The sequence below is a fragment of the Pseudomonas citronellolis genome, assembly GCF_900112375.1.
Lineage (GTDB): Bacteria > Pseudomonadota > Gammaproteobacteria > Pseudomonadales > Pseudomonadaceae > Pseudomonas > Pseudomonas citronellolis.
The window spans coordinates 74,120-97,201 of record NZ_FOLS01000031.1 but is presented as its reverse complement, the minus strand read 5'-3'; the positions used below and the strand labels follow the sequence as shown (position 1 = coordinate 97,201).

The 23,082-nt window shown below is 68.7% G+C and carries 17 protein-coding genes and 1 pseudogene; 11 read left to right on the top strand and 7 right to left on the bottom strand.

Annotation, left to right across the window (positions count from 1 at the left end; all coding sequences use genetic code 11):
• The 5 genes from BM060_RS25310 to BM060_RS25290 all read left to right on the top strand — a co-directional run.
• A partial coding sequence (locus BM060_RS25310) for a hybrid sensor histidine kinase/response regulator (RefSeq protein WP_256257869.1) occupies positions 1-3,160 on the top strand: 3,160 nt, incomplete at its 5' end.
• Positions 3,153-4,190, top strand: a complete 1,038-nt coding sequence (locus BM060_RS25305; protein WP_074984252.1) for a chemotaxis protein CheB — start codon at positions 3,153-3,155, stop codon at positions 4,188-4,190. The genes BM060_RS25310 and BM060_RS25305, both read left to right, overlap by 8 nt.
• A complete protein-coding gene (locus tag BM060_RS25300) occupies positions 4,187-4,699 on the top strand; it encodes a chemotaxis protein CheW (RefSeq protein ID WP_245322975.1) in 513 nt (170 codons plus the stop codon). The genes BM060_RS25305 and BM060_RS25300 overlap by 4 nt, the downstream gene beginning before the upstream one ends.
• Positions 4,700-4,708: 9 nt before the next feature.
• Positions 4,709-5,500, top strand: coding sequence for an AraC family transcriptional regulator (locus tag BM060_RS25295; protein ID WP_074984246.1), 792 nt, complete (start codon positions 4,709-4,711; stop codon positions 5,498-5,500).
• 79 nt (positions 5,501-5,579) lie between these two features.
• Positions 5,580-6,191, top strand: coding sequence for a LysE family translocator (locus tag BM060_RS25290; RefSeq protein ID WP_043269477.1), 612 nt, complete (start codon positions 5,580-5,582; stop codon positions 6,189-6,191).
• Positions 6,192-6,477: 286 nt separating this feature from the next.
• Here the strand turns inward: BM060_RS25290 and BM060_RS25285 are convergent, their stop codons facing one another.
• Both BM060_RS25285 and BM060_RS25280 read right to left on the bottom strand, forming a co-directional pair.
• Entirely contained in the window at positions 6,478-7,197 is a 720-nt protein-coding gene (locus BM060_RS25285) for a 16S rRNA (uracil(1498)-N(3))-methyltransferase (RefSeq protein WP_074984243.1), read from the bottom strand.
• Between the two features lie 110 nt (positions 7,198-7,307).
• Entirely contained in the window at positions 7,308-8,711 is a 1,404-nt protein-coding gene (locus BM060_RS25280; protein ID WP_074984240.1) for an adenosylmethionine--8-amino-7-oxononanoate transaminase, read from the bottom strand.
• Between the two features lie 154 nt (positions 8,712-8,865).
• Between BM060_RS25280 and BM060_RS25275 the strand changes: the two genes are divergently transcribed.
• From BM060_RS25275 to BM060_RS25265, 3 genes are all read left to right on the top strand, one after another.
• Positions 8,866-10,350 carry a flavin monoamine oxidase family protein gene (locus BM060_RS25275; protein WP_074984238.1) on the top strand — a complete coding sequence of 495 codons (1,485 nt, stop codon included), beginning with the start codon at positions 8,866-8,868 and terminating at the stop codon, positions 10,348-10,350.
• A 237-nt stretch (positions 10,351-10,587) separates the two neighbouring features.
• Positions 10,588-11,142 carry a cytochrome b gene (locus BM060_RS25270; RefSeq protein ID WP_009615275.1) on the top strand — a complete coding sequence of 185 codons (555 nt, stop codon included), beginning with the start codon at positions 10,588-10,590 and terminating at the stop codon, positions 11,140-11,142.
• A gap of 28 nt (positions 11,143-11,170) precedes the next feature.
• Complete coding sequence (locus tag BM060_RS25265) at positions 11,171-11,746, top strand: YceI family protein (protein WP_074984255.1); 576 nt, start codon at positions 11,171-11,173, stop codon at positions 11,744-11,746.
• Between the two features lie 42 nt (positions 11,747-11,788).
• Here the strand turns inward: BM060_RS25265 and BM060_RS25260 are convergent, their stop codons facing one another.
• On the bottom strand, positions 11,789-12,235 hold the full coding sequence (locus tag BM060_RS25260) for a MarR family transcriptional regulator (protein WP_074984235.1): 447 nt from the start codon (positions 12,233-12,235) through the stop codon (positions 11,789-11,791).
• 265 nt (positions 12,236-12,500) lie between these two features.
• Between BM060_RS25260 and mexA the strand changes: the two genes are divergently transcribed.
• The 3 genes from mexA to BM060_RS25245 are packed head-to-tail and all read left to right on the top strand — an operon-like array spanning position 12,501 to position 18,258.
• Positions 12,501-13,649: a multidrug efflux RND transporter periplasmic adaptor subunit MexA gene (gene mexA, locus BM060_RS25255; protein WP_074984233.1), complete on the top strand. Its 1,149-nt coding sequence runs from the start codon at positions 12,501-12,503 to the stop codon at positions 13,647-13,649.
• Positions 13,650-13,664: 15 nt separating this feature from the next.
• The gene (locus BM060_RS25250; RefSeq protein ID WP_074984230.1) at positions 13,665-16,808 is read left to right on the top strand and encodes an efflux RND transporter permease subunit; all 3,144 of its coding nucleotides are present in this window, start codon (positions 13,665-13,667) and stop codon (positions 16,806-16,808) included.
• Between the two features lies 1 nt (position 16,809).
• The gene (locus tag BM060_RS25245) at positions 16,810-18,258 is read left to right on the top strand and encodes an AdeC/AdeK/OprM family multidrug efflux complex outer membrane factor (RefSeq protein ID WP_074984228.1); all 1,449 of its coding nucleotides are present in this window, start codon (positions 16,810-16,812) and stop codon (positions 18,256-18,258) included.
• 540 nt (positions 18,259-18,798) lie between these two features.
• Here BM060_RS25245 and BM060_RS25240 read toward each other — a convergent pair.
• From BM060_RS25240 to BM060_RS33770, 4 genes and pseudogenes are all read right to left on the bottom strand, one after another.
• Complete coding sequence (locus BM060_RS25240; protein ID WP_074984225.1) at positions 18,799-19,227, bottom strand: UPF0158 family protein; 429 nt, start codon at positions 19,225-19,227, stop codon at positions 18,799-18,801.
• A gap of 68 nt (positions 19,228-19,295) precedes the next feature.
• On the bottom strand, positions 19,296-20,870 hold the full coding sequence (locus BM060_RS25235) for a methyl-accepting chemotaxis protein (protein WP_074984222.1): 1,575 nt from the start codon (positions 20,868-20,870) through the stop codon (positions 19,296-19,298).
• A 219-nt stretch (positions 20,871-21,089) separates the two neighbouring features.
• Complete coding sequence (locus tag BM060_RS33775; protein ID WP_371857773.1) at positions 21,090-21,953, bottom strand: methyl-accepting chemotaxis protein; 864 nt, start codon at positions 21,951-21,953, stop codon at positions 21,090-21,092.
• Positions 21,945-22,841: pseudogene (locus BM060_RS33770) on the bottom strand (methyl-accepting chemotaxis protein); the annotation flags it as partial. The pseudogene BM060_RS33770 and the gene BM060_RS33775, both read right to left, overlap by 9 nt.
• Positions 22,842-23,082: the final 241 nt, after the last annotated feature.

Genomic DNA, 23,082 nt, shown 5'->3' with positions numbered 1-23,082 from the left:
AGCCGAAGCCGAAGCCGAAGCCGAAGCCGAAGCCGAAGCCGAAGCCGAAGCCGAAGCCGAAGCCGAAGCCGAAGCCGAAGCCGAAGCCGAAGCCGCGCCGCTGCCGGACGAGCCGCCGCTGCCGATCGTCGACGAGAGCGAGGCCGAATCCGAGCCTGAGCCCGAGCCGGAGAGCGAAAGCACGGCACCCGAGGCGGTCGATCCGGTGTTGGAAGAGATCGACCTCGCCACCTTCCTCCATGAGGCGGAAAGCGACCCGAGCGCCCAGGCCCTGGAGCAGACCGACGACGTCGAGCCCGCGCCTGCGCCGGCGTTCGAGCCATTGGAAGTGCACGACCAGGAACTGGTGGACATCTTCCTCGAAGAAGGCTTCGACATCCTGGAAAGCGCAGCCGGTGCGCTGCAGCGCTGGATGGGCAACGTCGACAACGGCGTCGAGCTCGAAGCCCTGCAGCGTGACCTGCATACCCTCAAGGGCGGCGCGCGCATGGCCGAGATCCGCCCCATCGGCGACCTCGCCCACGAGCTGGAATACCTCTACGAAGGCCTCTGCGGCGGGCGCCTGCGCGCCAGCGACGGGCTCTTCGCCCTGCTCCAGCGCTGCCACGACCGCCTGGCGGAAATGCTCGAGGCGGTGCAGGGCCGGCAGCCGGTTCCCGAGGGCGAGTCGCTGATCGCGGCGATCCGCGACTTCCGCGCCAACCCCGACGAACAGCTGAGCATGCCCAGCAGCGTCAGCCTGCAGCCGCTGGTGCCGTCGCTGCTGGCCGGCGACGAGCCGGCGGCGGACATCATCGACATCTTCCTGGAAGAGGCCGACGACCTGCTCGAAGGCATGGAGCACGCCCTGGGCCGCTGGGACGCCGATGGCGACCACGGCGCCCTCGACGAGCTGCTGCGCATCCTCCACACCCTCAAGGGCGGTGCGCGGCTGGCCGGGCAGAACGCCCTCGGCGACCTCGCCCACGACCTCGAGGAACACCTCACCGAAGCCCAGCGCCAGGGCGCGCCCTGGCCGGACAGCCTGCTGCTCGACGTGCAGTCCGGCTTCGACGGCCTGCAGAACGAAGTGGACCACCTGCGCCAGCAGGTCGGCGAGGCCGATGCCGCCGCCGAAAGCGCCGCGGCCGTCACGCCGCCGCCCGCCAGCGAGCCGGAGCCGGTCGAGCCGCTGCCGGTCCTGGCCGCCGGCGCCATCATGGCCGTCGCCGAGCCGCAGCGCAGCGAAGCGCCCAAGGTGCTGCCCTTCGTCCAGCGCGCCCAGGAGGCCGCACAGCAGGCCGCCGCGCGGCGCGCCCCGCAGGAACTGGTGAAGGTCCCGGCGCCGCTGCTGGAGAACCTGGTCAACCTGGCCGGTGAAACCTCCATCTTCCGGGGCCGCGTCGAGCAGCAGGTGAGCGACGTCGGCTCCACCCTGACGGAGATGGACGCCACCATCGAGCGGGTGCGCGACCAGTTGCGCCGCCTCGACACCGAGACCCAGGCGCAGATCCTCTCGCGCCACCAGGCCGATGCGGAGCGGGCCGGCTACGAAGACTTCGACCCGCTGGAGATGGACCGCTACTCGCAGCTGCAGCAGCTGTCCCGCGCGCTGTTCGAGTCCGCCTCCGACCTGTTCGACCTCAAGGAAACCCTGGCCGCGAAGAACCGCGACGCCGAGACCCTGTTGCTGCAGCAGGCGCGCGTCAACACCGAGCTGCAGGAAGGCCTGATGCGCACCCGCATGGTGCCCTTCGACCGCCTGGTGCCGCGCCTGCGGCGCATCGTCCGGCAGGTCGCCGGCGAGCTGGGCAAGCAGGTGGAGTTCATCGTCGGCAACGCCGAAGGGGAAATGGACCGTACCGTGCTGGAGCGCATAGTCGCGCCCCTGGAGCACATGCTGCGCAACGCCGTCGACCACGGCATCGAATCCGCCGATGCGCGCCGCGCTGCCGGCAAGCCGGAGGCCGGCAGCATCCGCCTGGAACTGGGCCGCGAGGGCGGCGACATCCTCCTCAGCCTGGCCGACGACGGCGGCGGCATCCGCCTCGACGCGGTGCGCCGCAAGGCTGTCGAACGCGGCCTGATGGCGGCCGACGCCGAGCTTTCCGACCACGAGGTGCTGCAGTTCATCCTCGAGGCCGGCTTCAGCACCGCCGAGAAGCTCACGCAGATTTCCGGGCGCGGCGTCGGCCTGGATGTGGTCAACGCCGAGGTCAAGCAGCTCGGCGGTTCCATGAGCATCCAGTCGGAGCCGGGCAAGGGTACGCGCTTCGCCATCCGCCTGCCCTTCACCGTGTCGGTGAACCGCGCGCTCATGGTGCTTTCCGGCGAGGACCTGTACGCCGTGCCGCTGAACACCATCGAGGGCATCGTCCGCGTTTCGCCCTACGAGCTGGAGGCCCTCTACGAGGAGGGCGGCAGGCAGGGCCATGCGCCGCACTTCGAATACGCCGGGCAGGACTACGAGCTGAAATACCTGGGCGACCTGCTGAACAACGGCCAGCAGCCCAAGCTGGTGGGCCAGTCGCTGCCGCTGCCGGTGATCCTGGTGCGCTCCGCGGAACACGCGGTGGCGGTGCAGGTGGATGCCCTGGCCGGCTCCCGCGAGATCGTGGTGAAGAGCCTGGGCGCGCAGTTCGCCGGGGTCAGCGGCATCTCCGGGGCGACCATCCTCGGCGACGGCCGCGTGGTGGTGATCCTCGACCTGCTGGCGACCATCCGCGCCCGCCTGGCCAGCCTCGCCCTGCACGCCCAGCCGCGCCGCGCGCTGCCCAATGCGCCGCAGGCGGACAGCGAACAGCAGCGCCCGACCCTGGTCATGGTGGTGGACGACTCGGTCACCGTGCGCAAGGTCACCAGCCGCCTGCTGGAGCGCAACGGCATGAACGTGCTGACCGCCAAGGACGGGGTGGATGCCATCGCCCAACTGCAGGAACACAAGCCCGACATCATGCTGCTGGACATCGAGATGCCGCGCATGGACGGCTTCGAGGTGGCCACCCTGGTGCGCCACGACGAACGCCTGAAGGACCTGCCGATCATCATGATCACCTCGCGCACCGGCGAGAAGCACCGCGAGCGGGCCCTGGCCATCGGCGTCAACCGCTACCTGGGCAAGCCCTATCAGGAGTCCGAGCTGCTCGACAGCATCCAGGCGCTGGTGACCGTCCATGCCTGAGCAGAGCGGCGCAAGGATCGCGATCATCGCCGACACCTCGCTGCAGCGCCACGTGCTGCAGCAGGCCCTGGTCGGGCATGGCTACCAGGTGGTGCTCAACGCCGACCCCGGGCGCCTGGACGAGGCCCAGCTGGCCGCCTGCGCGACCGACCTGTGGCTGGTCGACCTGGCCCAGCAGGAAGACACGCCGCTGCTCGACAACCTGCTGGAGCAGGCCCAGGTGCCGGTGCTGTTCGGCGAGGGCCATGCCCCCGAGCGGCTTTCCGAGCACTATCCGCGCTGGGAGCGGCGCCTGGTGGGCAAGCTGCGGCGCCTGGTGGGCGACCCCAGCGCCAGTGTCGGCCAGAGCCTGGAGGCTCTGCTGAGCGAGGCCCAGCGACCGAACCGCATCGCCTTGCCCGACGGCCTGGCGGCCTCGCCGCTGCAGGTGGGCGAGCCGGCGCGCCAGGTCTGGCTGCTGGCTGCGTCCCTGGGCGGCCCGGCGGCGGTCAAGGCGTTCCTCGATGCGCTGCCGGGCGGCCTGCCGCTGGCCTTCCTCTATGCCCAGCACATCGCCCCGTCGTTCGAGCAGAGCCTGCCGCAGGCGGTGGGACGGCATAGCCAGTGGCGCGTCAACCTCGCCCGCGACGCCGACTGGCTGCGCTGCGGCGAAGTGGTGGTGGTGCCGGTGCAGCACGAGCTGGGCTTCGCCGAGGATGGCCGCATGCGCCTGGGCCAGCGGGCCTGGCCGGAACCCTACAGCCCGTCCATCGACCAGATGATGCTCAACCTCGCCCAGCAGTTCGGCAGCCGCTGCGGGGTGATAGTCTTCAGCGGCATGTGCAGCGACGGCAGCGCCGCGGCCGCCTATGTGCGCCGCCAGGGCGCCGAGATCTGGACGCAGCGCGCGGACGGCTGCGCCTGCTCGAGCATGCCCGACAGCCTGCGCGAGGGCGGCTACAGTACCTTCTCGGCCGACCCGCGCGAACTCGCCGCGGCGCTGGTCGAACACCTGGCTGCGCAGTGTGCGGCCACTGGAGTGGAGTCATGAGTGATCTTTCCCTGCCGCAGGAAGCCCCTGTGAACGGCACCCCGGCCAATCTCGGCGACGACGAGGCACCCGCCAGCCTGACCGGGCTGCTGGTGCCCCTGGCCGACCGTACCCTGCTGCTGCCCAACGTGGCCGTGGCCGAACTGATCGCCTACCGCGCGCCCCAGGCGCAGCCGGGCCTGCCGGCCTGGTACCTGGGCCAGGTGGCCTGGCGCGACCTGCGCCTGCCGCTGCTGTCCTTCGAGGCGGCCTCCGGCGGTGCGCCCCAGGTCGGCCCGGGGGCGCGGGTCATCGTCCTCAACGCCCTGGGCGGGCGGCCCCACGTGAAGTTCCTGGCGCTGCTGGCCCAGGGCATTCCGCGTTCGCTGAAGGTCAGCCCCGAGCTGCCCCGCGCCGAGGCCGAACTGGCGCCGCTGGAACTGGCGGCGGTGAGCGTCGGCGACGACCTGGTGCGCATCCCCGACCTGGTGGCGCTGGAGCAGAAGCTCGCCGACGCCGGGCTGATCTGAGCCCCGGCCATGGCGCTGCGTCACGCCTGGCTGGGCGATGGCTGCGAAGTGGCCAGCGCGGCGCTGAGCGGGCATCGTTTCGACAAGCACAGCCATGACGAATTCGTCATCAGCGCCAACCTCTGCGGCAGCGAGGACATCTGGCTGGACGGCCGCAGCTTCCAGGCCAGCGCCGGCGACATCACCCTCTACAACCCGGGGCAGATCCAGGGTGGCGGCGCCGCCGACGGCCAGCCCTGGCGCTTCGTCAGCCTCTACCTGGCGGAAAGCGTGCTGGCCGCGAGCCTGGGCCTGCAGCGCCTGGCCTTCGAGCGGCCGCTGCTGGAGCATCCGCAGCTGGCGGGGGAGCTGGCCCGTGCGGTGGAACTGGCCCTTTCCGGCGACACCTTCCTTCGCGAACGTGGCGAGGAGTGCCTGACCCTGGCGCTGGCCGAACTGGCGCGCCACGCGGGTACCCGGCCGCCGCAGACGGCGGCCTTGGGCCGGCGCCCGGTGGAGTGCCTGCAGGAACTGCTCGCCGCCAACCTCGCCGAACCGCTGAGCCTGGAGGCCATGGCGCAGCAGGTGCAGGTCTCCAGGTTCCACCTGCTGCGGGCCTTCAAGCAGCACACCGGGATGAGCCCGCGGCAGTGGGCCATGCAACTGCGCACCCGGCGGGCCCTGGCGCTGCTGCGGGCGGGCGTCGCCGTGGGCGATGCCGCCCATGCCCTGGGCTTCGCCGACCAGAGCCACCTGACCCGCCACTTCCGCAGCGCCTACGGCATCAGTCCCGGCCGCTACCAGCGCACGCTGCGCGGCTGAAGCGGCGCAATCCGGTTCAAGTTTTTCCGCCATCGTCTGGGGAGAATGGGCGCATTCCTGCTTTCCGGAGTCCCGCCCCATGCTCGCCATCTTCCTTGCCGCCCTGCTGTTCGGCTTCGCCTTCAATATCTCGCCGGGGGCGGTGTTCAGCGAAACCCTGCGCCGTGGCCTGACCGGCGGCTTCCGCCCGGCGCTGCTGGTGCAGTTGGGTTCGTTGATCGGCGATGCGGTCTGGGCCTTGCTCGGGCTGACCGGCCTGGCCCTGCTGCTGGCCCATGAACAAGTGCGCGTGCCGCTGACCCTGGCCTGCGCCGGCTACCTGGCCTGGCTCGGCATCCAGGGCCTGCGCGACGCCTGGCGCCCGCCACTGGACGACCTGGAGGCGGCCACCAGCGCCGGCAACGCCTTCGCCTCCGGGGCGGCCATCTCGCTGTCTAACCCGAAGAACGTGGTCTACTGGGGCGCGCTGGGCAGCGCCCTGGCCGGCATCGTCGAAGGCGCCCCGAGCCAGGCGCAGTCGCTGGTGTTCTTCGCCGGTTTCATGCTCTCGTCGCTGATCTGGTGCTTCCTCTGCGCCGGCCTGGTGGACTGGCTGCGGCGCAACACCTCGCTGTTCTGGCACCGCGTCAGCTACGCCGGCTGCGGCCTGCTGCTGCTCGGCCTGGCCGGCCTGGCTCTGCGCGGGCTTTGAGGGCGCGCGTCTGGCGCGCCAATCGCTACGGCGATGGGTATCGCTTCGCTCAACCCATCCTACGGGGCTTCGAACCCACCTGTAGGAGCGGATTCATCCGCGATCCGGCCGACGGCCGGTTCCGGGATATCGCGGACGGAGTCCGCTCCTACGCTGCGCCAACCGCGGCGTTCCCCTGTAGGAGCGCGCCCTGCGCGCGAACCGCGGGCATGGCCCGCCACGATGGGGCCGGGGAGGCACGGTCGCAGGACCTTGTCCGCGATAGCCGAGGGTTCCGGCGGCTACCTCAGAAATCGCCCCACAGCTGCTGCGCCACGCTCAGCGCCACCACCGGAGCGGTCTCGGTGCGCAGCACCCGCGGGCCCAGGCGGGCGGCGTGGAAGCCGGCGGCCTTGGCCTGTTCCACCTCGGCGTCGCTCAGGCCGCCTTCCGGGCCGATGAGGAAGGCCAGGCTGCCCGGGCGGGCGTGGCTGGCCAGGGGCTCGGCCACCGGGTGCAGCACCAGCTTGAGGTCCGCCTCGGTGGCCTGCAGCCATTCTGCGAGGCTGACGGGGGCGTCTATCTGCGGCAGCACCGAGCGGCCGCATTGCTCACAGGCGCTGATGGCGATCTGGCGCCAGTGGGCGGTGCGCTTGTCGGCGCGTTCGTCCTTCAGGCGCACTTCGCAGCGTTCGCTGACGATCGGGGTGATCCGCGCGGCGCCCAGTTCGGTGGCCTTCTGGATCGCCCAGTCCATGCGCTCGCCGCGCGACAGGCCCTGGCCCAGGTGCAGGCGCAGCGGCGACTCGGCCAGGCCGGCGAAGCTTTCGCGCAGCTCCACGCGCACGTTCTTCTTGCCCACCTCTACCAGCTCGCCGAGGAACTCCTGGCCGGAGCCGTCGAACAACTGCACGGCATCGCCGGCGGCATGCCGCAGCACGCGGCCGATGTAGTGGGCCTGGGCCTCGGGCAACTCGTGCTGGCCGAGGGAGAGGGGGGCGTCGATGAAGAAGCGGGAAAGGCGCATAGGAAACAAAGCCGCTGAAGGCTGGAGGCTGAACGAAGAGCGGCATGGTGCAGCCCGCTTTGCATTTCGTCCAGCCTTCGGCCTCCAGCGCTCTTCTCGGCTCTCAGCCGCTAGCCCGGATCCCGGTGATCCGGATACAACCCGCTGACCGCCACGCTCACCGAGTCCCGGCAGGCAATGTCGATGCCTTCGCTGGCCACCTCGGCGAGGAAGTCGATTTCCTCCGGGGTGATCACGTAGGGCGGCAGGAAGTACACCACGTTGCCCAGCGGGCGCAGCATGGCGCCGCGTTCCAGGGCGTGCTGGTAGACCTTCAGGCCGCGGCGCTCCTGCCAGGGGTAGGCCGCGCGGCTGGTCTTGTCCTGGACCATCTCGATGGCCAGGGCCATGCCGGTCTGGCGGACTTCGGCCACGTGGGGATGGTCGGCCAGGTGCGCGGTAGCCGAGGCCATGCGCGCGGCCAGGGCCTTGTTGGCCTCGATCACGTTGTCCTGCTCGAAGATGTCGAGGGTCGCCAGGGCCGCGGTGCAGGCCAGCGGGTTGCCGGTGTAGGTGTGCGAATGCAGGAAGGCGCGCAGGGTGGCGTAGTCGTCGTAGAAGGCCTGGTAGACGGTGTCGGTGGTCAGCACCGCGGCCATCGGCAGGTAGCCGCCGGTCAGGGCCTTGGACAGCACCAGGAAGTCCGGGGTGATGCCGGCCTGCTCGCAGGCGAACATCGTGCCGGTGCGGCCGAAGCCGACGGCGATCTCGTCGTGGATCAGGTGCACGCCGTAGCGGTCGCAGGCCTCGCGCAGCAGCTTCAGGTACACCGGGTGGTACATGCGCATGCCGCCGGCGCCCTGGATCAGCGGCTCGACGATGACCGCGGCGACTTCCCGGTGATGCTGCTCCAGGGTCCGTTCCATGTGCTCGAACATGGCCCGTGAATGGGCTTCCCAACTCTCGCCCTCGGCGCGCAGGTAGCAGTCCGGGCTGGGCACCTTGAGGGTGTCGAGCAGCAGCGACTTGTAGGTCTCGGTGAACAGCGCCACGTCGCCCACCGACATCGCCGCCACGGTCTCGCCGTGGTAGCTGTTGGTCAGGGTGACGAAACGCTTCTTCGCCGGCTGGCCGCAGTTCTGCCAGTAGTGGTAGCTCATCTTCAGCGCCACCTCGATGCCGGAGGAGCCGTTGTCGGCGTAGAACACCCGCGACAGGCCCTCGGGCGTGAGGCGCACCAGGCGTTCGGACAGCTCGACCACCGGCGCATGGGTGAAGCCGGCGAGGATCACGTGCTCCAGCTGGTCGACCTGGTCCTTGATGCGCTGGTTGATGCGCGGGTTGGCGTGGCCGAAGACGTTCACCCACCAGGAGCTGACCGCGTCCAGGTAGCGCTTGCCCTCGAAGTCCTCCAGCCACACGCCCTTGCCGCGGCGGATGGGGATGACCGGCAGGCGCTCGTGGTCTTTCATCTGGGTGCAGGGGTGCCAGAGCACCTCCAGGTCGCGCTGCATCCACTCGGCGTTCAGGCCCATGGAAGGTCTCCTCTTGAAGTCGTCGGGCAAGCCTATGCAATGGGACATGGACGGACAAGGCGCGCGCCGCGACACACGGCAGAGGGTGGCATCTGGCCGGCCACTGGGCGCTGGCGTATGCTGCGCGCCTTCGCACCATGTTGGGGGATGCACGATGAAGATTCGATGGCTGCGCGCGGCCTCGCTGCTGGCGCTGGCGGCGTTCAGCGCGTTCGCGCTGGGCAAGGACAAACAGCCGACCGCGATCGTGGTCGGCGGCGGGCTGGCCGGCCTCAGCGCCGCCTATGAACTGCAGCAGTCGGGCTGGCAGGTCACCCTGCTGGAGGCCAAGCCGCAGATCGGCGGGCGCTCGGGCCTGGCCACCAGCGAATGGCTGGGCAACGCCAAGGCCCAGCCGACCCTCAACGGCTACCTGGACACCCTCAAGCTGAAAGCGGTGCCGGCGCCGGAATTCGTGCGTACCCCCAGCTACCTGATCGACGGCGTCTACTACAGCTCCGCCGACCTGAAGCAGAAGATGCCCGCCGTGGCCGCCGACCTGGAGCGCTTCGAGAAGTCGCTGAACGATCTCTCGGCGTCCATCGACGACCCGCTCGACCCGCTGGCCAACAAGACCCTGTTCGCCCTCGACCAGCTCAACGTCGCCCGCTGGCTGGACAAGCTGAATCTGTCGCCGACCGCGCGCCTGCTGGTCAACCAGCGCATCCGCTCGCACTATGACGAGCCCTCGCGCCTGTCGCTGCTGTACCTCGCCCAGCAGGGCCGGGTGTACCGCAACGTCGACGACCGCGACCTGCGCGCCGCGCGACTGCCGGGCGGCAGCCAGGTGCTGGCCCAGGCCTTCGTCAAGCAGTTGAAGACCATCAAGACCAACGCCCGCGTCAGCGCCATCGTGCAGGACAAGGACGGCGTCACCGTCAAGGCCGGCACCACCGGCTACAGCGCCGACTACGTGGTGCTCGCCGTGCCGCTGCGCGCCCTGGCCCAGATCCAACTGACCCCGGGGCTCAACGCCAGGCAGCAGGAAGCGCTGAAGAACACCAACTACGGCTGGCGCGACCAGATCCTGCTGAAGTTCAAGCGCCCGGTGTGGGACGACAAGTCGCGCCTGTCCGGCGAGATCTACAGCGACCAGGGCCTGGGCATGATCTGGGTCGAGCCCGCGCTCAAGGGTGGCGCCAACGTGCTGATCAACCTCTCCGGCGACAACGCCCGCGTGCTGCAGGCCTTCGGCGACCGGCAGATGGTCGACCAGGTGCTGATCCGCATGAACAAGTACTACCCGAAGATGCGCGGCGCCTATTCCGGCTATGAAATGCGCCGCTACAGCACCGACGTCAGCACCGGCGGCTCCTACCTGGCCTACGGCCCGGGGCAGATCAGCCGCTTCTGGCGCGCCTGGGAACAGCCGCTGCCGCGCGTCGCCTTCGCCGGCGAGCACACCGACGCGCTCTACCCGGGCACCATCGAGGGCGCCCTGCGCAGCGGCAAGCGCGCCGCCGCGCAACTGCGCGACCTGGCCGACGGCAAGAGCGTCAGCATCCCCGCGCCGGCCAAGGCCAGCGAAGCGCCGGCGGCGCCGGCCGCGGGCGAGGGCAAGAAGAAGGGTGCGTTCTCCTGGTTCACCGACATGTTCTGAGCCGCGGTTCCCGCCACTGCCTGTGAAAAAGGGGCGCCTTCCAGCGCCCCTTTTTCTTTGGCGGTGAATAATTCCCGCGCCCGGGGTGTTATCTCGAAAGAGGCACAGAAGGCTCTGGAATGGTCGTTAGCCAGCGAAGCTATCTTGTGAATCGATGTTTCAAAGCAGTAATTTCCACTTTTATCCGATCGTTTTGCCGCTAGTCTTGATGCTCCGGCTTTATCAGGAAACCTTTCGATGCAATGGCGTAATTCGCCCTCCCGTTACGGTCTGGTCAGTCTCTTCTTGCACTGGGGCAGCGCCCTGGTGGTCTTCGGCCTGTTCGGCCTGGGCCTGTGGATGCGCGAGCTGGACTACTACGACACCTGGTATCACCGCGCCCCGGAAATCCACAAGAGCATCGGCATCCTGCTGGCCATCGCCCTGATCGTGCGCATCGCCTGGCGCTTCCTCAGCCCGCCGCCGCCGGCCCCGGCCAACCATGGCGCGCTGACGCGCAAGGCCAGCAAGCTCGGCCACCTGGCGCTGTACGGGCTGCTGATCGCGGTGATCGTCGCCGGTTACCTGATTTCCACCGCCGAGGGCAAACCCATCAGCGTGTTCGGCTGGTTCGACGTGCCGGCGACCTTGAGCGGGCTGCCCGAGCAGGCCGACACCGCCGGCGCCATCCACCTGTACCTGGCCTGGGCCCTGGTGGTCTTCGCCGTACTGCACGCCCTGGCGGCGCTCAAACACCATTTCCTCGACCGCGATGCGACCCTCACGCGCATGCTCGGCCGTTCCACGGATTGACCCCACCTAGCACCCTATGGAGATCACCATGCTGAAGAAGACCTTCGCCGCCCTGGCCCTGGGTACCGCCCTGTTCAGCGCCGGCCAGGCCATGGCCGCCGACTACAAGATCGACAAGGAAGGCCAGCACGCCTTCATCGAGTTCCGCATCAAGCACCTGGGCTACAGCTGGCTGTACGGCCGCTTCGACGACTTCGACGGCGCCTTCACCTTCGACGAGAAGAACCCGGCCGCCGACAAGGTCAAGGTCACCATCAACACCAACAGCGTGAACACCAACCACGCCGAACGTGACAAGCACCTGCGCAGCGGCGACTTCCTCAACGTCTCGAAGAACCCCACCGCGACCTTCGAGTCCACCGGCGTCAAGGCCGACGGCAAGAACGCCGAGATCACCGGCAACCTGACCCTCAACGGCGTGACCAAGCCGGTCACCCTCAAGGCCGAGCTGATCGGCCAGGGCGACGACCCGTGGGGCGGCTACCGCGCCGGCTTCCTCGGCACCACCACCCTGAAGCTGAAGGACTTCAACATCCAGCGCGACCTCGGCCCGGCTTCCCAGGAAGTCGAGCTGACGCTGTCGGTGGAGGGTGTGCGTCAATAAGACGCGGTTGCAGCGAAACGCCGGCGCAAGCCGGCGTTTTCGTTACTGCGGCAGCTCTTCCTGGGCGTCCAGGCAGCGTTGCAGCAGGTGCGCCATACAGCGCTGCTCCTCGGCATCCAGCGGTGCAAAGAGCCTGTCATGGGTGCATGCGAGAATCGCCTGGGCCTGTGCGTGGACGACCTTGCCGGCCTCGGTGAGGAACAGCTGGAAGCTGCGCTGGTCCCCCGGGTTGCGCTCGCGGCGGACCAGGCCGCGGCTCTCCATCTCGCGGACCTTGCGGGTGATCAGCGCCTTGTCGCGGCACATCTGCCGGCCGACGTCCTGCAGGTTGATGAGGCCCTCGGCCTCGGCGATCAGCTCCAGCAGGCGGATGTCCGGCGGCGCCAGGTCGATGCCCTGGGCGAGCAGGCCCATCTGCAGCTGGTTGCGCAGATGCTCGAAGAGCGCCATCAGGTTCTGTGGCAGGTCGGGATTCACGGGACGGGTCATGGCCTGGACGGGGTAAACGGAATGTAAAGCCGATTGATCGGCCGATTCATTTTCCTTATTTTAGTTGACGCTATCAACTTTATGACAAGCCGCTCACGCCGAACGGGAATCGTCTGAAGCACCCGCCATGGGCTAAAACGTTTCAGTTGGTTACCGACAAGGCTTTCGGTCGTTTACAAACAAACCTGAATGTAAGTATTTTGCCAGCCTTTCCGGCCCGGCTGCCGCCGTGGTGCCGGATGCTTTCGCTTACGAGGACAACGATATGCAACGAACGCCAGCCAAGCGCGCCCTGGTTCCGGCCCTGCTCGTCGCCATGGCTACCCTTGCCGGTTGCGGCAAGAACGAGGCCCCGCAGCAGGCGCAGACCCCCGAGGTCGGTGTGGTGACCCTGCAGGCCCAGACGGTGCCGCTGAGCACCGAGCTGCCCGGCCGCACCACGGCGTTCCGGGTGGCCGAAGTGCGGCCGCAGGTCAACGGCATCATTCTCAAGCGCCTGTTCAAGGAAGGCAGCGACGTCAAGGAAGGCCAGCAGCTGTACCAGATCGACCCGGCCACCTACGAAGCCACCTACCAGAGCGCCAAGGCCAACCTGATGTCCACCCAGCAGCAGGCCGAGCGCTACAAGCTGCTGGTGGCCGACGAGGCGGTGAGCAAGCAGCAGTACGCCGATGCCCAGGCCGCCGCGCTGCAGGCCAAGGCCTCCGTCGACCAGGCGCAGATCAACCTGCGCTACACCAAGGTGCTGTCGCCCATCTCCGGGCGCATCGGCCGTTCGGCGGTGACCGAGGGCGCGCTGGTGACCAACGGCCAGGCCACCGCCATGGCCACCGTGCAGCAGCTCGACCCCATCTACGTCGACGTCACCCAGCCCTCCACCTCGCTGCTGCGCCTGCGCCGCGAGCTGGCCGCCGGCAACCTGCAGAAGGCCGGCGACAACGCGGCCAAGGTCAAGCTGTTCCTCGAGGACGGTTCGGCCTATCCGCTGGAAGGCAAGCTGGAGTTCTCCGAGGTCTCGGTGGACCAGGGCACCGGCTCGGTGACCGTCCGTGCGGTGTTCCCCAACCCCAAGCATGAATTGCTGCCGGGCATGTTCGTGCATGCCGTGCTGCAGGAAGGGGTGAAGGACAAGGCCATCCTCGCGCCCCAGCAGGGCGTGACCCGCGACCTGCGTGGCCAGCCCACCGCCCTGGTGCTGGGCGCCGACGACAAGGTCGAGCTGCGCAACATCAAGACCGACCGCACCGTGGGGGCCTACTGGCTGGTCACCGAGGGCCTGAAGCCCGGCGACCGCCTGATCACCGAAGGCCTGCAGTACGTCCAGCCCGGCGCCAAGGCCAAGGCCGTGCCGGCGAAGAACGTCGCCCCCGCGCCTGAGGCCGGCAAGCCCGCCGCCTCGGACAGCCAGGGTTAACCAAGGGGTTTCGCAATGTCGAAGTTTTTCATTGACCGGCCTATCTTCGCCTGGGTTATAGCCCTGGTGATCATGCTGGCGGGCGGGTTGTCGATCCTCTCGCTGCCGGTGAACCAGTACCCGGCCATCGCCCCGCCGGCGATCGCCATCCAGGTCAGCTACCCGGGCGCTTCCGCGGAAACCGTGCAGGATACGGTGGTCCAGGTGATCGAGCAGCAGATGAACGGTCTCGACCATCTGCGCTACATCTCCTCGGAGAGCAACTCCGACGGCAGCATGACCATCACCGTGACCTTCGATCAGGGCACCAGCCCGGACATCGCCCAGGTCCAGGTGCAGAACAAGCTGCAGCTGGCCACGCCGCTGTTGCCGCAGGAAGTGCAGCAGCAGGGCATCCGCGTGACCAAGGCGGTGAAGAACTTCCTGATGGTCGTCGGCATCGTCTCCGAAGACGGCAGCATGACCAAGGAAGACCTGTCGAACTACATCGTCTCCAACATCCAGGACCCGCTGTCGCGGACCGCGGGCGTGGGCGACTTCCAGGTGTTCGGTTCGCAGTACGCCATGCGCATCTGGCTGGACCCGGCCAAGCTCAACAGCTACCAGCTGACGCCCAACGACATCGTCACCGCGGTGCAGGCGCAGAACGTGCAGATCTCCTCCGGCCAGCTGGGCGGCCTGCCCGCCTTGCCGGGGCAGCAGCTCAACGCGACCATCATCGGCAAGACGCGCCTGCAGACCGCCGAGCAGTTCGGCGACATCCTGCTCAAGGTCAACACCGACGGCTCCCAGGTGCGCCTGAAGGACGTCGCCCGGGTGGCGCTCGGCGGCCAGGACTACAGCATCAACGCGCAGTTCAACGGCAAGCCGGCCTCGGGTATCGCCATCAAGCTGGCCACCGGCGCCAACGCGCTGGACACCGCCAAGGCGATCCGCGCCACCATCGGCCGCCTGCAGGAGTTCATGCCCGAGGGCATGAAGGTGGTCTACCCGTACGACACCACCCCGGTGGTCTCCGCTTCCATCCATGAAGTGGTCAAGACCCTCGGCGAGGCGATCCTCCTCGTGTTCCTGGTGATGTACCTGTTCCTGCAGAACTTCCGTGCCACCCTGATCCCGACCATCGCCGTGCCGGTGGTGCTGCTGGGCACCTTCGGCGTGCTGGCGGCGTTCGGCTTCTCGATCAACACCCTGACCATGTTCGGCATGGTGCTGGCCATCGGCCTCCTGGTGGACGACGCCATCGTGGTGGTGGAGAACGTCGAGCGGGTGATGGCCGATGAAGGCCTGCCGCCCAAGGAAGCGGCGCGCAAGTCCATGGGCCAGATCCAGGGCGCGCTGGTGGGCATCGCCATGGTGCTCTCGGCGGTGTTCCTGCCGATGGCCTTCTTCGGCGGCTCCACCGGGGTGATCTACCGGCAGTTCTCCATCACCATCGTCTCGGCCATGGCCCTGTCGGTGCTGGTGGCGCTGATCCTCACCCCGGCGCTGTGCGCCACCATGCTCAAGCCCATCGAGAAGGGCGACCACGGCGAGCACAAGCGCGGCTTCTTCGGCTGGTTCAACCGCAAGTTCATCGACACCACCCACGGCTACGAGCGTGGCGTGACCTCGATCCTCAAGCACCGCTCGCCGTACCTGCTGCTGTACGTGGTCATCGTCATCGGCATGGCCTGGCTGTTCACCCGCATCCCCACCTCCTTCCTCCCCGACGAGGACCAGGGCGTGCTCTTCGCCCAGGTGCAGACGCCGCCGGGTTCCACCGCCGAGCGCACGCAGAAGGTGGTCGACCACATGCGCGAGTACCTGCTGGACAAGGAAGGCCAGGCGGTCAGCTCGGTGTTCACCGTGACCGGCTTCAACTTCGCCGGCCGCGGCCAGAGCTCGGGCATGGCCTTCATCATGATGAAGCCCTGGGAAGAGCGCCCCGGCTCGGAGAACAGCGTGTTCGCCGTGGCCGAGCGTGCCCAGCACTACTTCTTCAGTATCAAGGATGCGATGGTCTTCGCCTTCGCCCCGCCGGCGGTGCTGGAGCTGGGCAACGCCACCGGTTTCGACATCTACCTGCAGGACCAGGCGGGCGTCGGCCACGAGGCGCTGATGCAGGCGCGCAACCAGTTCCTCCAGCTCGCCGCGCAGAACCTCGTGCTGCAGCGCGTGCGCCCCAACGGCCTGAACGACGAGCCGCAGTACCAACTGCTGATCGACGACGAGAAGGCCAGTGCGCTGGGCGTTTCGCTGGCGGACATCAACAACACCATCTCCATCGCCTGGGGTTCGAAGTACATCAACGACTTCATCGACCGCGGTCGGGTGAAGAAGGTGTACGCCCAGGGCGAGCCCGGTGCGCGCATGAGCCCGGAAGACCTGGCCAAGTGGTACGTGCGCAACAGCAGCGGCGAGATGGTGCCCTTCACCGCCTTCGCCACCGGCAAGTGGGCCTACGGCTCGCCGAAGCTGGCGCGCTACAACGGCGTGCCGGCCATGGAAATCCTCGGTGAGCCGGCCCCGGGCCGCAGTACCGGCGAGGCCATGGCGGCGGTGGAAGAGATCGTCCAGCAACTGCCCAAGGGCGTCGGCTACTCCTGGACCGGCCTGTCCTACGAGGAACGCCTGGCCGGCTCGCAGACCACCTCGCTGTTCGTGCTCTCGGCCATCGTGGTGTTCCTCTGCCTGGCGGCGCTGTACGAGAGCTGGTCGATCCCGTTCTCGGTGATGCTGGTGGTGCCCCTGGGGATCATCGGTGCGCTGCTGGCCACCTCGATGCGCGGGCTGTCCAACGACGTGTTCTTCAAGGTCGGCCTGCTCACCACCATCGGCCTGTCGGCGAAGAACGCCATCCTCATCGTGGAGTTCGCCAAGGAACTGCACGAGCGCGAGGGCAAGCACATCGTCGACGCGGCCATCGAGGCCTGCCGCATGCGTCTGCGCCCGATCGTCATGACCTCGCTGGCGTTCATCCTCGGCGTGGTGCCGCTGGCGATTTCCAGCGGCGCCGGCTCCGGCAGCCAGCACGCCATTGGTACCGGCGTGATCGGCGGCATGGTCACCGCGACCGTGCTGGCGATCTTCTGGGTGCCGTTGTTCTACGTGGTGGTCAGCACCCTGTTCAAGGACAAGGCGTCCAAGGAACAGGCGTCCACCGAGAAGGGGCATTGATATGAGAAAGTCCTTACTCAGCCTGGCCCTGGCGACCGCCGCGCTGTCCGGCTGTTCGCTGATCCCGGACTACCAGCGCCCCGAGGCGCCGGTAGCCCAGGCCTACCCCCAGGGCCCGGCCTATGCCGGCGCCCAGGGCGGCGGCGCGACCGCCGCCGCGGACCTCGACTGGCAGCGCTTCTTCAGCGACCCGCAGTTGCGCCGCCTGGTCGAAGTGGCCCTGGACAACAACCGCGACCTGCGCGTCGCCGCGCTGAACGTCGAGGCCTACCAGGCGCAGTACCGCATCCAGCGTGCCGAGCTGTTCCCAGCGGTGAGCGCCGACGTGAGCGGTTCGCGCCAGCGCCTGCCGGAGCGGGTGTCGACCACCGGCAACGACATGATCAGCAGCCAGTACGGCGCCACCCTGGGCGTCACCGCCTGGGAAGTGGACCTGTTCGGCCGCCTGCGCAGCCTGCGCGATGAGGCCCTCGAGCAATACCTGGCGACCGAAGAGGCGCGCCGCAGCACCCAGACCGCGCTGGTGGCCAACGTCGCCAACGCCTACCTGACGCTGCGCGCCGACCAGGCCCAGCTGCAGTTGACCCGCGACACCCTGGCCACCTACCAGAAGACCTACGACCTGACCAAGCGCAGCAACGAGGTCGGCGTCGCCTCGGCCCTGGACCTGCGCCAGGCGCAGACCTCGGTGGAAAGCGCGCGGGCGACCCTGGCGCAGTACACCCGCCTGGTGGCCCAGGACCAGAACGCCCTGACCCTGCTGCTGGGTTCCGGCGTGCCGGCCGACCTGCCGCAAGGCATGGACCTGGAGCAGCAGGTGCTGGCCCAGGTGCCGGCGGGCCTGCCCTCGGACCTGCTGCAGCGGCGCCCGGACGTGCTGGAAGCCGAGCACCAGCTCAAGGCGGCCAACGCCAACATAGGCGCGGCGCGCGCGGCCTTCTTCCCGAGCATCAGCCTGACCGCCAACGCCGGCAGCCTGAGCCCGGACCTGTCCGGCCTGTTCGACGCGGGTTCCGGCACCTGGCTGTTCAAGCCGTCCATCAGCCTGCCGATCTTCAACGCCGGCAGCCTGAAGGCCAGCCTGGACCTGGCCAAGGTGCAGAAGAACATCTACGTCGCGCAGTACGAGAAGGCCATCCAGACCGCCTTCTCGGAAGTCGCCGACGGCCTGGCCGCACGGGGCACCTACGGCGAGCAGCTGACCGCCCAGCGCGCCCTGGTCAAGGCCAGCGAGGACTACTACCGCCTGGCCGAGAAGCGCTACCGCACCGGCGTGGACAACTACCTGACCCTGCTCGACGCCCAGCGCTCGCTGTTCAGCGCCCAGCAGCAACTGATCACCGACCGCCTGAACCAGCTCACCAGCGAGGTGAACCTGTACAAGGCGCTCGGCGGCGGCTGGCAGGAAAGCACCGCGCAGAAGCAGTCGCAGCCACAGCCCAAGGGCTGAGGCCCTGGCCCACGGAAACGCCGCCCCTCGGGGCGGCGTTTTCGTTTGTGGAGTCCGGCGATTTTCGTAGGAGCGGATTTATCCGCGATTTTCGTGCATGGGATCGGCCCATCGCGGACGGAGTCCGCTCCTACAGGGGGTGGCACGGGTGGGGTCGCGTAGGAGCGGATCTCATCCGCGAATCACGCCGGGACGTCCGGCTATCGCGGACAAGGTCCGCTCCTACGATCGTGCCTCCCGGGAATTGTAGGAGCGGGCCCTGCCCGCGAATCGCGCGCAGGGCGCGCTCCTACAGGGGAATGGCGTGGGTAGGGTTGCGTAGGAGCGGATCTCATCCGCGAATCGCGCCGGGACGTCCGGCCATCGCGGACAAGGTCCGCTCCTACGGGGGAATGGCACGGGTGGGGTTGCGTCGACATCGTAGGATGGGTTGAGCGGAGCGATACCCATCGCCATGGTCCGATGGGTATCGCAAGCTCAACCCATCCTACGAAGAGCGTCCCTGCACGGTTGGCGTACAACCGCGAACGGTTGTACGCCCTACAACGCGGCGCCTTGCCCGGCCGGGCGGATGTCGTGGTCGGCCAGCCAGTCCAGGGCGCATTCGCGCAGGCGTTCAGACTGGTAGTCGTACCAGGCCTGGAGCAGGTCCGGGTAGCCCATGAGCACGTGGCGGAAGGCCTTGAACGGCTTGCGGCCTTCCAGGGCCGAGGCCATGGCGGCATAGGCGTGGGGTTCGCCGACCTCGCGGAGGAAGTCGCGCATCAGTTCCAGGGATTCGCGGCTGCTCAGCGGCTCGATCGGCAGCAGGCGCTCCGGGTCCTGCTCCAGCAGGAGCAGCAGGTCCGGGTCGGGGGAGTCGCTCAGCAGCGGCACCACCTGGCCGCTGCCCAGGTCCAGGTAGTGCTCTATGTCGCTGGTGTCGAGGGCGACGGCGAGTTCGTCGAGGTCGATGGTCAGCGGGCGCATGGTCACTCTCCGGTTGGGCGAGAGCCCAGCCTATCCCATGCGCGGCCTTCCTGTCCGCTGCAATCCTGTTACAGGCGGAAGCGCCCGACCTGGCCCTGCAGGTCGCTGCCCAGGCGCGCCAGTTCGTTGCTCGAGGCGGCGGTCTGCTGGCTGGCGGCGGCCGATTGCTCGGCGATGTCGCGGACCTGGCCGACGCTGCGGCTGATCTCGGCGGCGACGCTGCTCTGCTGTTCGGCGGCGGAGGCGATCTGCAGGTTCATGTCCTGGATCTGTGCCACGCTGCGGGCGATGGCGGCCAGCGCGTCGCCGGCGCGGCGCGTCAGCTCGACCGAGTCGCCGGTCAGCTCGCGGCTGTCGTCCATGCATTGCGCGGCGTCCTCGGCGCCGCGCTGCAGGGCGGCGATCAGCGCCTCGATCTCGGCGGTGGACTGCTGGGTGCGCTGGGCCAGCGCGCGCACTTCGTCGGCGACCACCGCGAAGCCGCGCCCGGCCTCGCCGGCGCGGGCCGCTTCGATGGCGGCGTTGAGGGCCAGCAGGTTGGTCTGCTCAGCCACCGACTTGATCACGTCGAGCACGCTGCCGATCTTCCCGCTGTCGCCGCGCAGGCGCGCCATGGCCTGGGTGGAGCGTTCCACCTCGGCGGCCAGCTGGTCGATGCGGGCGATGGCCTGGCCGACCACCTGCTCGCCGTCGCGGGCCTGGGCGTCGGCCTGGCGGGCGGTGCCGGAGGCCTGCTCGGCGTTGCGCGCCACTTCCTGCACGGTGGCGGCCATTTCCTCGATGGCGCTGGCCACCTGCTCGGTTTCCAGGCGCTGGCTGTCGACGCCGGCGCGGGTCTGCTCGGTGACCGCCGACAGCTCGTCGGCGGCGGTGGCCAACTGACCGACGCTGCCGCCGATGTGGCCGATCAGCTCGCCCAGGCTGTCGCGCATGCGCAGCATGGTGCGTTGCAGCTGGCCCAGCTCGTCGCGGCGCTGCAGGTGCAGGTCGCCGCCCAGGTCGCGGGACAGATCGCCCTGGGCGATGTGTTCGGCCAATTCGAGGGATTCGTGCAGCGGGCGGACGATCTGGCGGTTGATCGCCCACACCGAGAGGGCGCCGAAGAGCAGCGCGAACAGGGCGGTCAGCGCCTGGTGCCATTGCGCCTGGCTGGCCGCCGCGTCGCGCTGCTGCAGCCCTTCTTCGAACAGGGCGCCGCTGGCGCGGAACAGGGCTTCGGCACGGCTGTCGAGGCCGGAGTTGGCCTGGCTGCGCTGTTGTGCGTCGGCGCGCAGCAGGTCGTCGGCGGCCTGGGCGTAGTCGGCAAGGGCCTGGCGCAAGGCGTCGAGACGGGGCCCGGCGAAGCCGTCGCGGGCCAGGCGTTCGCTGCCGGCCTGCAGCTCGCCCAGTACCGAACGCAGGCGCTGGGCCTGCTCCGCGCTGCCTTCGAGCTGGTAGCGCAGGCGCGCCAGTTCCGCCTGGCGGGCGCCGCCGTCGAGCTGGCCGATGTGCGTCAGGCGTTCGCTGTAGGCGCCCTGTTCGTTCAGGCCCTGGATGCCGACGAGCAACACCAGCAGGGTCAGCAGCAGGCAGATGCCGAAGCCCACGGTGAGCTTGAGGCTGACGTTCATGCGGCCGAGCTGAAGGACCAGCCAATCGTACATGTCGAATACTCCAGGCAGACGAGGCCGCGGGACGGGCCCGAAGCCGGAAATGCAGGCTGTTTTGTCGTTCTTCTTGTCGTGCAGGCGAGGGACTTTTTCGGGACGCATCTGTGTGCGTCAAAGCTTATCGGCGATTTTGTCTGAAACTTCAGTGCCAAATTCGTAATTTTTCGTACGTCGGCAAAGGCCCGCCAGGACGGCGGGCCGGAGGGGGAGGGCTCAGAGGCGGAAACGGCCGACCAGGCCCTGCAGCTCGGTGCCCAGGCGCGCCAGCTCGACGCTGGAGGCGGCGGTTTCCTCGCTGGCGGCGGCGGTCTGCTCGGAGATGTCGCGCACGCTGAGCACGCTGCGGTTGATCTCCTCGGCCACCGCGCTCTGTTGCTCGGCGGCGGCGGCGATCTGCTGGTTCATCGACTGGATGCCGGAGACGGTGCGGGTGATGGCCTCCAGCCGCTCGCCGGCGCGGCGCGCCAGTTCCAGGGTGTTGTCGGTGAGTTCGCGGCTGCTCTCCATGCGCTGCACGGCCTGCTGGGTGCCGCTGTGCAGGCCGGCGATCAGTTCCTCGATCTCCTCGGTGGACTGCTGGGTGCGCCGGGCCAGGGCGCGCACCTCGTCGGCGACCACGGCGAAGCCGCGCCCGGCGTCGCCGGCGCGGGCCGCTTCGATGGCGGCGTTGAGGGCCAGCAGGTTGGTCTGCTCGGCCACCGCCTTGATCACGTCGAGCACGCTGCCGATCTTCTCGCTCTCGCGCTTGAGTTGCTGCACCGCCTCGTTGGAGCGGCCGACCTCGCCGGCCAGGCGGTCCATCTGCCCGACCGCCTCGCTGACCGCCTGGGCGCCGGCGCCGGCCTCGCGGTCCGCGGCGCTGGCGGCTTCCGAGGCTTCCTCGGCGTTGCGCGCCACTTCCAGCACGGTGGTGGCCATCTCGGTCATGGCCGTGGCCACCTGGTCGGTCTCGCTCTTCTGGTTGTTCACCCCGGCGCTGGTCTGCTCGGTGACCGCCGAGAGTTCCTCCGCGGCGCTGGCGATCTGGGTGACGCCGTCGTGGATGCGGCCGATCAGCTCGCGCAGCGACTGGCTCATGCGCTGCATGCTGGCCTGCAACTGACCCAGCTCGTCGCGGCGCTCGACGCGCAGTTCCTGGCTGAGGTCGCCGTCGGCGATGCGCGCGGCGGCGGCCAGCGACTGGCGCAGCGGCAGGACGATCTGCCGGGTGATCAGCCAGGCCGCCAGCACGCCCAGCACCAGGACCAGCAGCGAGGCCAGGGCCAGCAGTTGCCTGGCCTGGCTGGCGTCTTCATCGCGCTTGGCCGTCTGGCCGTCGCTCAGTTCGGCGCTGAGTTTCTCGATCAGCAGGCCGCTGTCGCGCATCTGGTTGCGCGCCTGCTGGCTGTTGTTGACTTCGTTGCGGTAGCGGTCCAGCGCCTTGCGGTAGTCGCGCAGGGCGTTCACCACGGCCTGGTAGTTGGCCTGCTGCTCCGGCACGGCGGCCTGGGCGTGCTGTTCCACGGTGGCGGTGACCTGCTCCAGGGCGCTGATCGCGCCCTGTTCGAGGCTGGGGTCTTCGTTGGCGGTGTAGCTGAGCACCTGGAAGCGGGCGTCCATCAGCTGGCGGCCCAGCTCGGAGACGTCGGCGATGGCCTTGAGGGAGTCGACGCTGCCGCTCTCCACCAGGTGCTGCTCCACCAGTTCCAGCCCCTGGGTGACCACCGAAGCCTTGCGGATCAGTGTCTTGCGCGCGCTGTCGCGGCTGTCGAAGGACTTGTGCAGGCCTTTGAACAGGGTGCGGTACTGGCTGGTGAGCTGGCGTTGCCGCTCGACCTTCTCCAGGTCCGAGGAGGCGACGAGCAACTGGCCGACGCGCTGTTGCTGCTGGTCCAGCTCGTTGATGCTCTGTTCCACCAGCTTGGCGTCTTCCGCGGTGCGGCTGGACTGGTATTTCAGGCGGGTGGTGCGCAGGTCCTTGGTCATGGCGAGCAGCTTGGAGATTTCGCCGATCTTGTCGCCCCGGGATATCAGGCTGTTCAGGTTGAGCGCGCCGGTCAGCGCGATGAGCAGGGTGAGCAGCAGCACCAGGCCGAAGCCGATGGCGAGTTTCCAGTTGACCGTGAGATTGCTGAACCAGCGGGACATGAACGCGGCGCTCCAGGGGACGATGGGGCTGCGGCTGCCGCGGGGGCGGCCGCCGATTGACCAATGCCTGTCATATCGG

Bases quoted from the DNA above. Each gene is read 5' to 3' on its own strand.
- mexA (WP_074984233.1), top strand. From the start codon at position 12,501: ATGCAACGAACGCCAGCCAAGCGCGCCCTGGTTCCGGCCCTGCTCGTC.
- BM060_RS25270 (WP_009615275.1), top strand. From the start codon at position 10,588: ATGCAATGGCGTAATTCGCCCTCCCGTTACGGTCTGGTCAGTCTCTTC.
- BM060_RS25260 (WP_074984235.1), bottom strand. From the start codon at position 12,235: ATGACCCGTCCCGTGAATCCCGACCTGCCACAGAACCTGATGGCGCTC.
- BM060_RS25245 (WP_074984228.1), top strand. From the start codon at position 16,810: ATGAGAAAGTCCTTACTCAGCCTGGCCCTGGCGACCGCCGCGCTGTCC.
- BM060_RS25295 (WP_074984246.1), top strand. From the start codon at position 4,709: ATGGCGCTGCGTCACGCCTGGCTGGGCGATGGCTGCGAAGTGGCCAGC.
- BM060_RS25280 (WP_074984240.1), bottom strand. From the start codon at position 8,711: ATGGGCCTGAACGCCGAGTGGATGCAGCGCGACCTGGAGGTGCTCTGG.
- BM060_RS25275 (WP_074984238.1), top strand. From the start codon at position 8,866: ATGAAGATTCGATGGCTGCGCGCGGCCTCGCTGCTGGCGCTGGCGGCG.
- BM060_RS25265 (WP_074984255.1), top strand. From the start codon at position 11,171: ATGCTGAAGAAGACCTTCGCCGCCCTGGCCCTGGGTACCGCCCTGTTC.
- BM060_RS25305 (WP_074984252.1), top strand. From the start codon at position 3,153: ATGCCTGAGCAGAGCGGCGCAAGGATCGCGATCATCGCCGACACCTCG.
- BM060_RS25290 (WP_043269477.1), top strand. From the start codon at position 5,580: ATGCTCGCCATCTTCCTTGCCGCCCTGCTGTTCGGCTTCGCCTTCAAT.
- BM060_RS33775 (WP_371857773.1), bottom strand. From the start codon at position 21,953: ATGAGCCAGTCGCTGCGCGAGCTGATCGGCCGCATCCACGACGGCGTC.
- BM060_RS25250 (WP_074984230.1), top strand. From the start codon at position 13,665: ATGTCGAAGTTTTTCATTGACCGGCCTATCTTCGCCTGGGTTATAGCC.
- BM060_RS25285 (WP_074984243.1), bottom strand. From the start codon at position 7,197: ATGCGCCTTTCCCGCTTCTTCATCGACGCCCCCCTCTCCCTCGGCCAG.
- BM060_RS25235 (WP_074984222.1), bottom strand. From the start codon at position 20,870: ATGTACGATTGGCTGGTCCTTCAGCTCGGCCGCATGAACGTCAGCCTC.
- BM060_RS25240 (WP_074984225.1), bottom strand. From the start codon at position 19,227: ATGCGCCCGCTGACCATCGACCTCGACGAACTCGCCGTCGCCCTCGAC.
- BM060_RS25300 (WP_245322975.1), top strand. From the start codon at position 4,187: ATGAGTGATCTTTCCCTGCCGCAGGAAGCCCCTGTGAACGGCACCCCG.